This window comes from Nostoc favosum CHAB5714 (assembly GCF_020829495.1).
GTDB lineage: Bacteria > Cyanobacteriota > Cyanobacteriia > Cyanobacteriales > Nostocaceae > Nostoc > Nostoc favosum.
Window position 1 is genome coordinate 1 of sequence record NZ_JAIVFQ010000150.1, and the last position, 11,493, is coordinate 11,493.

The window sequence follows — 11,493 nt, forward strand, 5'->3', positions numbered from 1 at the left end:
CGGGCGAAGAACACCATTGAGGGAGCGGTCAAAACTTTCAAGACACAATTTTAATATAAACTTTTTTCGGCGATATCTATTGGTTTCTTTCATCCATTGCGGACATAGCCTCGTCCGTCAACCGCTTCTGTCACTCTCCGAAAACATTTGCCATTTCTGCATTCTAGAGCTTTTGTATAGCAAGCGATGGCTCCGCCCGCCGCAGGCATCGCGCGATTATTTTCTAATAACAAATACAAGACCTATTTTTTTCTAATAGTATAGCTTGTATTGATTGCCTCATAAGGCTTCTAGCGTTCGCCCTACCGGAGAGTGACAGAAGAGGGGTATCTTGAAAAATTCTTGCTTTAGAAACTTCCCAGTTAAATATGAAATCTTCCAGCAGCATGGAGCCTTTGGCTTTGTCTGCTGGATACTTTAAATGTGAGTGAAATTTTTAGGAATCGGCTTAGTAGCGATTATTAGTGCGACGGGGATTAGCGCCACCCCAGTTACCACGAGAGGAGTTGCTTCTTTCCTCACGAGGTTTAGCTTTGTTCACTTTCAAATCACGTCCCATCCACTCAGCACCATCAAGTGCATCAATAGCAGCTTGTTCTTGTGTGTCTGATTCCATTTCCACAAAAGCAAACCCACGCGGCCGGCCTGTTTCCCGATCTGTGGGTAGTTGAACACGACTTACTGTTCCGTATTCTGCAAAAGCCTGCTTTAGGTCCTCTTCTGTAACCTGATAGGACAGGTTTCCGACGTAAATTGACATAGAAATCTCCGAATTCAGGGAGTGTAGATAGTTAAATTCGGAGAGACACTTTTTAGAAATCAAAACGAGTTACTCAACCGAAAATAATCTTTATATCCATGAGTCTATCACAAATTTCAGCCTTTGAATATCGTCTTATTGTGAATTTTATTCACAAATCAAACCTTTAGCATAGGTTTGTAGACTTCTCAATTGACTGGCTTTTGTTGCTTGTATTATAAAAGTTACACCTTTAACAGGAAATCGGAATCAACTAGCGATCGCCCTGGTATTTAGTGTTTTGAAAATTAAGCTGTGGACTAAGGGGTAAAGATTATTATCGGTATTCAGGCTAATCATATCATGACTAACTCTCTTAAAAGCAAATTAAAAAATATTTATCCTCAAATGCCCCATTTAGCTATGCTCAAACTGCGCTAAAATCCTTTCTGCTTCTTTACACAGCACCTCCTGATATTCGCCGTTACTAGCCAGCAAACCTCCCCATTGATTGATATCACCGGTGTTATACTGCAACGGAGTGCCGTCAAAGTGGGTAAATTTACCACCGGCTTCTGTTAAAATCAGTTCTGGTGCTGCCATATCCCAATCTTTGGGCGCAGACTTGCCGGAAAGGGAAATGTAGATATCTGCCTGTTGCTCGATAATGGTGGCGATTTTGCAACCTACACTGCCCACAGATTTATGATTTTGACAAGGTAAGTTTTGTAATAAGTAATCTAAGCGTTGGTTGCGGTGAGAGCGACTAACGACTAAGGTTAAATCCTCAATTCGTTTGTGTGACGACACTTGTAAAGGAACAGAACCATCACGAGTTTCTACAAATGTACCCCCGCCTTTGATAGCGTAATATAACTTTTGAGCTTCTGGTACTACCACCACTGCCAACACTGGGCGTGTTTCCTTGACTAAAGCAATGTGAACTGCATAATCTCCAGTTTTTTCGATAAAGTCTCGTGTACCATCCAAAGGGTCAATTATCCATACCCAAGGGGGGGAAGGCTGTGCTACACCACTTGGAGATTGATAAGTTTCTTCGCTGATATAAGCAAAATCTTCACTACCCAAATTTGCTTGTAGCCTGTGCAAAATGTATTGACTCACAGCTACATCGGCAACGGTAACAGGTTCATTTTGTTTATATTGTACTTCTAAATTAGGATCTTTTGCAGTCCCGTGATAATACGATCGCAGTATATCTGCTCCACCCCAACCTACCTCACGAGCGATCGCTAATATTTCTTGTAAGTCTTTCATTAAATTTGGCCTTATTAACTTGACTACTCAGCACTTTAAATCCATCCAGCGCCGAGTGCCAAAAAATTTACAGGAATCAGCAGCAATATTAGCTGCTAGTGTCAGTGCATCGGTAAAGCTTTCTCTTAAAATGTAATGACAAAAAGCACCGTGGAAAATATCTCCAGCCCCTAATGTATCAATTGCTTGAATCGGTGGCACATCTACGATACCAGTTTTAGTGCAACTCAAGTATTCAATTGGTTTTTGTCCGTGGGTAATGGCGATGTGAGGAATGTCAAATCCGCGCAGATAGGTAAAAACGTCTTCTCCAGTCTGGCAGTTGGGGGGATAAAAATTAGCCGAACAGATGGCGTAATTTACAAACGGCAGAATTTGCTCAAATCCAGGCTTCCAACTCCCACCATCAATTACTACTGGGATATTCTTGGCTTTAGCCATTTGGGCTATGGAATAACTAACCGCCATTTGATGTCCATCAATCAGTACTATATCGACATTTTGCAAAATATCTGGCGGGATAGATGCGCTGTTGGCTTGAGTTTTGACCGCATTGATGGAAACTACAGCTCGTTCACCCGTGGCTTGGGTGACAATGATTGAGGAGACAGGCGGTGCTAAATCAGTGGTAGGCTCAAGGTCTGCGATCGCAACTTTGTAATTTGCCAAATCACCCCGAATTAGCTGCGTCATTGGGTGAGAACCCACTACACCCAAGACTGTAGCCTGATTTCCTAAATGGCTGAAAGTCACAGCCGCGTTTGTAGCTGGGCCCCCTGCTGCCACAGTATAGTCAGTAGCGACAATCTTCTGATTATTCTTAGGGGCAGATTCAGCAAGGTAAATCAAATCTAAGGTTACTAAACCTACAAATAATCCACAATCCGATTTTGGATTTTGGATTTTGGATTTTAGATTATCCATTTGTCATATATTTTCGTATAGATGCATAAATTATTATTTTTAACTCTTGTACAGACGCGATTCATCGCGTCTCTCCTGTCTCTCCTGCACAGACGCGATGAATCGCGTCTCTACAAACTCCTGCACAGACGCGATGAATCGCGTCTCTACAAACTCCTAACTTTTACCTCTCCCTCATGCAAACCGATCCAAAACCAAGAACACTTTACGTTGTCGGCACACCAATTGGCAATCTGGAAGATATAACCTTTCGGGCGGTGCGAATTTTACAGACTGTAGATATCATTGCTGCGGAAGACACCCGTCATACTGGGAAACTATTACAGCATTTTCAAGTTAAAACTCCCCAGGTGAGTTACCACGAACACAATCGTACCAGCCGCATCCCAGAATTATTAGAGCATTTAGTTAACAATAAAGCGATCGCTCTTGTGAGCGATGCGGGGATGCCAGGAATTTCCGATCCTGGATATGAACTGGTGAAAGCCTGTATTGAGGCGGGAATTGCAGTAGTTCCTATTCCTGGTGCTAGTGCAGCAATTACTGCATTGAGTGCAGCTGGATTACCAACAGATCGGTTTATCTTTGAAGGCTTTCTCCCAGCTAAAAGTCAACAGAGACAAGAACATTTAGAATCTCTGCAAACAGAATCTCGCACATTGATTTTCTACGAATCGCCCCACCGTTTGCGAGATACTTTACAAGACTTAGCAGAGGTTTGGGGAAGCGATCGCCAAATTGTGTTAGGGCGGGAGTTAACTAAATTGTATGAGGAATTTTGGCGGGGGACAATTGCCGAGGCGATCGCTCACTACACCCAACGAGAACCCCAAGGTGAATATACATTAGTAGTGGCGGGAATTCCAGCCAGTCAGCCCCAACTGACAGAAGAGGAATTGAAAGCCGAATTGAAACAGTTAATTAGTCAGGGGATATCGCGATCGCAAGCTAGCCGTCAGTTAGCAAAATTTACCTCTCTTCCCCGTCGCCAACTTTATCAACTAGCTCTTTCTATAGCCCTCACTCCTGAGTTGTGAGCAACTAATACTGCTTTTGTAGAATTCTGTCAATAATTGAATAAACAAAATTTTCTGCTCGATATTTTAGGACAGGGATAATCCTCAAGTCGAGTTCAAACTCCTATGTTGGGTTGACTCTCATCTATCATAACTGTAACTTAAAGTCAACTTTTCATGTGCGTAGACTAGGAAAAACTACAGACATCGCCTGAGTCGAGGGTGATAAAGCACTCATAATTTGCCCAACCGCAACTTGGGTTATATAGTTCAAGCAAAAAAAGTGTTATTGCCATACCAAATAGATTATTGTTACTAAATTTATATATTCATTCTCAAAGACAAAGGAGTGAATATTCAAATGATATCTAAAGATTTTTGATATTAGTTCTCTAGATAGATCAGGAATTTTGCAGGAAAACTTTAATATGAAATAGTCAAAAGCAAACAAATTAAGATTCTCAATGAAGGAGAAAGTCAATGGGTAACATTATTGCTTGGCTGGTTTTGGGTTTAATTGCAGGTGCGTTAGCTAAGTTATTTTATCCAGGAACCCAAGGTGGCGGTATTCTCTCTACGATTATATTAGGAATACTTGGAGCAGTAGTCGGGGGTTATTTGGGTCAAGTTTTACTAGGAAGTGGTTCGGCAGCCGCTGCATCTGCTGGAGCTTTCTCGCTTGGAAGCATTTTATTTGCTGTTCTTGGCGCGATGCTACTGATTTTCCTTTGGGGTTTAGTGACTCGCCGAACTGTGTAATTACCTCATATCAGCTAACACTCTTGGGAATTGCTTAAAGCTGCAATAAACCGATAAAATGACATTAGAAAAAGAGCGAACAACTATAGGAGTTTTCGCTAAGTGTTCCGATATACAATTGGTAGTTCAGGAACTAAAAGCTTCTAATTTTCCCATGCACAAAATTTCTGTAATTGCACGGAATGTAGAAGAAAAAAGCGATATTGCTAGTGTTGAAGTTAAAAAGCACACTGGCAATAATACATCCTCAGAAGATGCTGAAGCCTTTATAAGTGGTGCTTTGGGCGGTGTTACTGGCTTATTACCCAGTTTAGTCCTGTGGGTAATTTCTGGTATAGGACGAGTGATTCTAGCCGGAGCAGAAGCAACTGCGATCGCTACCACTTTAACAGGTGGTGCGATCAATGCAACCGCAGGTGATTTACATGGTGTGCTACTAGGTTTAGGAATTCCAAAAGAGCAAGCACAGGGTTACAGCGATCTAATTTGCAAAGGTTATTATTTGGTAATAGTAACGGGCATAGATATAGAGATTCGTCTTGCTAAGAGGGTTTTTAATCGCCCTGATACTCAACAGTGGAGCATTTATGAGCCATACTTGACCCCAAATAGTCGCTATAAAAATGCAGTTGGTGTTTTTTCTACGCGCCAAAATACAGAAAAAGCACTTACTGAACTAAAAATTGCTGGCTTTCCTATGGCTCAAGTTTCGGTGATTGCTAAGGATACAAACAGACTGAATGATATTACTGAGGTAGATATCAGCAGTTCCAAAGATAACTACACTTCTTTAGGAATTTCTCAGGATCTAGCTAGATATTATGAACATCAAGTTAGCCTTGGCAATTTCTTATTAGTCCTAAAGAGTACTGATATCTACATGGCAGGTGCAAGAGCTATTTTAGAGAGTCACAAAATTGAAAACTTTTGTATCTATAGCCCATCTTTAGTGAATGCGAGTAGAAGCGATCGCCAGGTTATTAGTCAATAGTTTTGGGTTAGTAATAGCATTGATGTTATATCCAGCAGGAATATGCACTATAGCAATCCTATCTGATTTGTTTTGGGAAAAATAATTTTTTATCAGGAACCGCAGAGGCGCAGAGAACGCAGAGAGAATAAAGAGATATTTTTACAAATAATTTAGGATTGCTAGATTTAACATCTATGGAAGTTATGTTTTAATGAGCTTAATTTTCCCTATTCGCAGTTCTATTATAGAATACAGGATCGGGGAGCTAAACCAGCCATTTAAAATCAATAAAATCCTTACTTTATAGTAATTATAAATGCCATACTAATGCTTAATGCCTAACCATAGGGGATTAATAATTACGAATTTTGGGTAGCATTACCAGAGTTTTTCTCAGCCCTAAAAGCTGTTTAAGCATTACAAAAAAATATTCCGCGACAAATATACTCCAATGACTTTTTGCTAAAAAGATTATCTCAAGCTGAAATTGAAGTTGCAACAGGCTCGTCTTGGGGTAAGATAATATCTGTTTCAAATAGTAAAATTGCAGTTTCATAACCAATTATACCTGTTTCTGGCTCTGAACCCATTTCCATTTCTATGAGATATGACCAGTATCCACAGTTAGGACAGTATTGATTTGTATAGCCAAAACATAATCCGAATAGTGCCAAAAATATAAATAATTGGAATAGCTGCTGGAATAATGTTGAAAAGTTTGAAGATTGGAACCAAAATTGGAATTAGTTTTGCCCTGAGTTTGGCAACTCTGACCACTATTGGTCTAATCTCTTACCAAAGCACCAATGAGCTAATTCAAACTTCGCGCAAAGAAAGCCATACCTACCAGGTGTTAAGTCAGCTTGAAGACCTCAATTTGCAACTGACAAATGCTGAGACTGGCCAACGCGGTTACATTATTACTGGAGAACAGCGCTATTTAGAACCTTATAACGCTGCAATTCAAGTACTGAATCAAAAAGTTAGGGAACTTCAGAGGTTAACAGCAGATAACCCCAAGCAACAACAGCAGATAGATATTTTGCAGCCATTAATCACTGACAAGTTGAACGAACTTCAAGAAACTATCGATTTGCGCCAAAACCAAGGCTTTGAAGCTTCTCAGAAGGTCGTTCTGACAGACCAGGGCAAGCAGCTAATGAATGAAATCCGCAAAGTTATCCAGACAATGGAACATGAGGAGAATACACTGCTAAAACAGCGTTCTGAGAAGGCACAAGTAGCTGCTCAAAAAACGATCGCCAGTATTGTATATGGTATTCCCTTATTTTCTTTAATCTTAGCTTTGATCGGATTCGCCTTGACCAGACATATCTCAGTTCCTCTGAGGCAAGTTTCTGATTTGGCAGAAAAAATGGCGGATGGGGATTTATTGGTGAGTTTACCAGATAGCGATCGCCAGGATGAAATTGGTGTATTGACACGCACCTTCAACCAGATGATCGTTAATCTGCGAAACACAAATCAAAAAAATGACGAGCAAAACTGGCTAAAGTCTAACTTAGCTGAATTTACCCAGATGCTCCAAGGGCATCGAAATCTAGAAACTGCGTCTCGCCTAATTTTGTCAAATTTAGCACCACTGGTTGGGGCATCGCAGGGCATTTTTTATTTCATGGACTCAATAGATAACGAGCCTGTACTGAAACTCTTGAGTAGCTATGCTTACAAAGAGCGAAAAAATCTGGCAAACCAGTTTCGTTTGGGTGAGGGATTGGTGGGACAATGTGCCTTAGAAAAACAAAGAATTCTCCTAACAGAAGTTCCTAGTGACTATATCCGTATTAGTTCCGGCTTAGGAGAAGCTCCACCGCTAAATATTATTGTCTTGCCTATACTGTTTGAGACGCAGGTGAGTGCTGTAATTGAACTGGCATCATTTGGGCCTTTCAGCCATCTGCATCTGACATTTTTAGAGCAATTGAGTGAAATTCTGGGTGTATTTTTAAATAACATCGCCTCACAATTGCAAACCCAGCGACTACTTGAAGAGTCTGTTGCTTTAACAGAAGAACTGCAAAACCAGCAAGAAGAACTACAACAGAGCAATCAACGCCTGGAAGAACAGGCGCAGGAGTTAGAGGAATCACAATTTCTTGTCAAGCAGTCTAACGAGGAATTACAGCAACTAAATGAGGAACTAGAAGAAAAGGCAGAATTGTTAGAAGTTCAAAATCGGGAAGTTGCCCGCAAGAACCAGGAAGTTGAGCGGGCGAGGCAGTCTTTGGAAGAAAAAGCTGAACAACTGGAATTGTCTTCCAAATACAAGTCGGAATTTCTGGCGAATATGTCCCACGAGTTACGCACACCGCTAAATAGCCTGTTAATTTTAGCAAGGCTGCTAGCAGATAACTCCCTTAACAACTTGACCGACAAACAGGTAGAGTACAGTCGGACTATCTACTCGGCTGGGACTGATTTGCTGGAGTTGATCAATGACATTCTAGATTTGGCAAAAATTGAGTCGGGTACTATGTCGCTCGATATTGAGCAAATTGCTCTTGCCGATTTGGAGACATCTCTGGAGCAAACTTTCCGGCAAGTTGCCCACAATAAAGAACTCAGCTTTACTATTGAACGAGATGAAAAATTACCAGCGACAATTTATAATGACTCCAAACGTCTGCAACAAGTGCTGAAAAATCTCCTAGCTAATGCCTTTAAGTTTACTGAACAAGGAGGGGTGAAGTTACAAATTGGCATGTCTTCTGAGACAGCCGAAGTTGATAATCCCATGATTGCTTTTGCAGTTATCGACACGGGTATAGGCATTCCAGTCGAGAAGCAGAAAATTATTTTCGAGGCATTCCAGCAGGCAGATGGCACAACCAGCCGCAAGTACGGCGGAACAGGCTTGGGCTTGTCCATTAGCCGCGAACTAGCTCAACTGTTGGGCGGGAGAATTGAACTAGTCAGCCAGCCAGGGCAGGGAAGCACCTTCACTTTCTACTTGCCCAGACGACATGAAGGGAAGGGTAAAAATACTCTCACTCCATCACCTTCTGGGCCAATCAGCTCTATCCGCCCAACATCGCTCATAAAAGAAGTGCCTCTAGTCGAAAACAGACTCACAACTGTAGACATCTCTCCATCGGCGAAAGTCCTCCCCAGCTTACCCAACGATATCCCAGATGACCGGGAAATCATTCAACCGGGCGATCGCATTTTGCTAATTATCGAGGATGATGATAAATTTGCCCGTATCTTACTAGATATGGCCCGTGAGCAGGGCTTTAAAACCATTGTTGCTTTACACAGCAAACAAGGTCTAGCACTAGCGCAAGAGTTTAAGCCCGATGCAATTATGCTAGATATCCACATGCCAGAGATGGATGGGTGGACGGTGCTAGATCGTCTGAAGCATAACCCAGACACCAGACATATACCAGTACATATACTTTCTGTTGATGAAAGACAGCAACGGGGATTACAACTAGGAGCGATTACCTATCTACAAAAACCCGTCTCTCCAGAAGCGCTAACTCAAGTATTGACAGAAATAAAAGGCTTTATTGAGCGTCAGGTAAAAAATCTCCTCATCGTAGAAGATGACCCCGTACAAGCCCAAAGTATTATCGAACTGATCGGTAATGGCGATGTTCATAGTACAGCAGTGGGTACGGGGGCAGAAGCCCTCTCGATTTTGCGATCGCATCACTTTGATTGTATGGTACTGGATCTCGGCCTGCCCGATATGAGCGGCTTTACACTAATTGAGCAAATAAAGCTTGAACCCAGGCTTTTAAAACTGCCGATTATCATCTACACCGGCAAAGAACTCAGCCGACAAGAAGAAACACAACTGCGGGGACTAGCAGAGACAATTATCATTAAAAATGTGCGATCGCCAGAGCGGTTGTTAGACGAAACTGCCCTGTTTTTGCATCGGGTGCAAGCAAATCTGCCCCCACCAAAGCGGCAAATGCTAGAACAACTACACCAAAATGACCCGGTGCTGGCTAATCGGACAATTTTGATTGTGGATGATGACCTCCGAAATATTTTTGCCCTCACCAGCTTTTTAGAAAGCTATCAAATGCAAGTGCTGTTTGCCGAAAATGGCAGAGATGGCATAGAGAGCCTGCAAGCTAATCCTGAGATTAATATAATTTTGATGGACATTATGATGCCGGAAATGGATGGTTACGAAACCACCCGCGCCATCCGCCAGCAACAACAGTTTCGTTCATTACCAATAATTGCTTTAACTGCTAAAGCCATGCCAGGCGATCGTGAAAAGTGCATCGAAGCTGGAGCTTCTGACTACATCACCAAACCTGTAGATACAGAGCAACTGCTTTCACTACTAAGGGTTTGGCTGTATCGGTGAGGCAGGGGAAGTGGGGAGTCAAAATAATTCGTAATTGATAGTTCGTAATTCGTAATTACAATTAGTGTTAGCTCTGAACTCGTCACTTTCTTGTTGACCACTAAATTAAAAATTTAGTGCTTGCTCTGTACCCTCTTCAATTACGAATTACGAATTACGAATTAGTAATTATTTGGTCAATAGTGCTACACCAAAATTATTTTTTAGGCAAAACTTACGTAGTATTGATATAGGACTCCTATTTGATTTTTGAAAAACTCAGTACACATCTATTTCCTATTTTTCATATTCTCATTTAAATTTTGCATAAATTCTTGATGTTCAGTAGCAGCTAAACCTGCTTGTAACACAGATAACACTGTTGCCCTTTCTCCTGAAAGTAAGGCAAGTACCGACAACCACAACCCCGGAAACACCTGGCTGCGAATAATTCCCTGCTCATCGCTTGGTAGCAAAATATACTCATCTGCTTGCAGCCTAAACCAATCCAACTGATTATCTAATGTCCGCCAGACAATATACTCTTGTACTCCATTCCGTCGATAAGTGCGTTTTTTATCATGTAAATCTATGCCTGCACTGCTTGCTGCCACTTCTATCACCAGTTCGGGTGCGCCTTGGATATAATCATCCTCACTAATCAATGCCTGTCTGCCCGGAATGAATAGTACCGCGTCAGGCTGTGGTTCATTATTCGGATCTAAACGCACTGTGGGTTCAATTCCCATAACAACACCAGGCGTTGCCGTTTTATAGTTCCACAACCACCCGATCAGGTCTGCATGTGGTTCGCCATGACTTTTAATTCTCAGTGGCGATGCCATGATATATACAACTCCTTCAACCAGTTCAGCTTTTCTTAAATGCGGCATTGCCTGATAGCGACGCTCAAATTCGCAGCGAGATAAGCGATCGCCATTTTCCAGAGGTAAAACTGAAATCACGTTTTTAGGAGTTGCGACCATCCCTTTGTCCTCTTTACCCAAATTGTCCAAACTGAATCAAAGTATTCTAATTTGGCAGTACTGCATCCATTTTACTACCGCAGATGAAAAAGCTCTTGTGCAGGGAGCAAGGTGCTTTCGCCCACAAGGGACGTTAGTGTTGACCTAGCACATTACAGATTAGGAACGTGGATTAAATAAAATGCAAAACTTCATCCTCTATCTAGCTTCCCTCTCCAATATATCGGAGAGGGATTGAGGGTGAGGTAAGCCAGGAACATAAATTGTATGTTATTTAATTCTTATTCCTTATACCATTTCTTTGTGAGGCTACGCCAAACCCTTTTAACTTCTTTCTTTCTTTCTTTCTTTCTTTCTTTCTTTCTTTCTTTCTTTCTTTCTTTCTTTCTTTCTTTCTTTCTTTCTTTCTTTCTTTCTTTCTTTCTTTCTTTCTTTCTTTCTTTCTTTCTTTCTTTCTTTGTGTCCTTTGCGTCCTTTGCGGTTCGTTT

Annotated in this window: 9 protein-coding genes; 4 read left to right on the forward strand and 5 right to left on the reverse strand. The window is 41.5% G+C overall.

Annotation, left to right across the window (positions count from 1 at the left end; all coding sequences use genetic code 11):
• Nucleotides 1-448: 448 nt before the first annotated feature.
• The 3 genes from rbp to LC586_RS37500 form a co-directional block, all read right to left on the reverse strand.
• A complete protein-coding gene (gene rbp / locus LC586_RS37490; RefSeq protein WP_229490766.1) occupies nt 449-760 on the reverse strand; it encodes an RNA-binding regulator in 312 nt (103 codons plus the stop codon).
• 396 nt (nt 761-1,156) lie between these two features.
• Nucleotides 1,157-2,017 carry a 3'(2'),5'-bisphosphate nucleotidase CysQ family protein gene (locus tag LC586_RS37495; RefSeq protein WP_229490768.1) on the reverse strand — a complete coding sequence of 287 codons (861 nt, stop codon included), beginning with the start codon at nt 2,015-2,017 and terminating at the stop codon, nt 1,157-1,159.
• 27 nt (nt 2,018-2,044) lie between these two features.
• Nucleotides 2,045-2,941 carry a sugar kinase gene (locus LC586_RS37500; protein ID WP_229490769.1) on the reverse strand — a complete coding sequence of 299 codons (897 nt, stop codon included), beginning with the start codon at nt 2,939-2,941 and terminating at the stop codon, nt 2,045-2,047.
• Nucleotides 2,942-3,117: 176 nt separating this feature from the next.
• Between LC586_RS37500 and rsmI the strand changes: the two genes are divergently transcribed.
• The 3 genes from rsmI (at nt 3,118) to LC586_RS37515 (ending at nt 5,707) form a co-directional block, all read left to right on the forward strand.
• The gene (gene rsmI, locus LC586_RS37505; RefSeq protein ID WP_229490770.1) at nt 3,118-3,978 is read left to right on the forward strand and encodes a 16S rRNA (cytidine(1402)-2'-O)-methyltransferase; all 861 of its coding nucleotides are present in this window, start codon (nt 3,118-3,120) and stop codon (nt 3,976-3,978) included.
• Between the two features lie 459 nt (nt 3,979-4,437).
• Nucleotides 4,438-4,716 carry a GlsB/YeaQ/YmgE family stress response membrane protein gene (locus LC586_RS37510; RefSeq protein ID WP_229490772.1) on the forward strand — a complete coding sequence of 93 codons (279 nt, stop codon included), beginning with the start codon at nt 4,438-4,440 and terminating at the stop codon, nt 4,714-4,716.
• 58 nt (nt 4,717-4,774) lie between these two features.
• Nucleotides 4,775-5,707: a general stress protein gene (locus LC586_RS37515; protein WP_229490774.1), complete on the forward strand. Its 933-nt coding sequence runs from the start codon at nt 4,775-4,777 to the stop codon at nt 5,705-5,707.
• Nucleotides 5,708-6,165: 458 nt separating this feature from the next.
• Here the strand turns inward: LC586_RS37515 and LC586_RS37520 are convergent, their stop codons facing one another.
• Nucleotides 6,166-6,363: a hypothetical protein gene (locus LC586_RS37520; RefSeq protein ID WP_229490776.1), complete on the reverse strand. Its 198-nt coding sequence runs from the start codon at nt 6,361-6,363 to the stop codon at nt 6,166-6,168.
• A 32-nt stretch (nt 6,364-6,395) separates the two neighbouring features.
• Here LC586_RS37520 and LC586_RS37525 point away from each other — a divergent pair, with 32 nt between their 5' ends.
• Nucleotides 6,396-10,040, forward strand: a complete 3,645-nt coding sequence (locus tag LC586_RS37525; protein WP_229490778.1) for a response regulator — start codon at nt 6,396-6,398, stop codon at nt 10,038-10,040.
• A gap of 269 nt (nt 10,041-10,309) precedes the next feature.
• On the opposite strand, the gene LC586_RS37530 is transcribed toward LC586_RS37525, so the two are convergent.
• Nucleotides 10,310-11,005, reverse strand: a complete 696-nt coding sequence (locus LC586_RS37530) for a Uma2 family endonuclease (protein ID WP_229490780.1) — start codon at nt 11,003-11,005, stop codon at nt 10,310-10,312.
• Nucleotides 11,006-11,493: the final 488 nt, after the last annotated feature.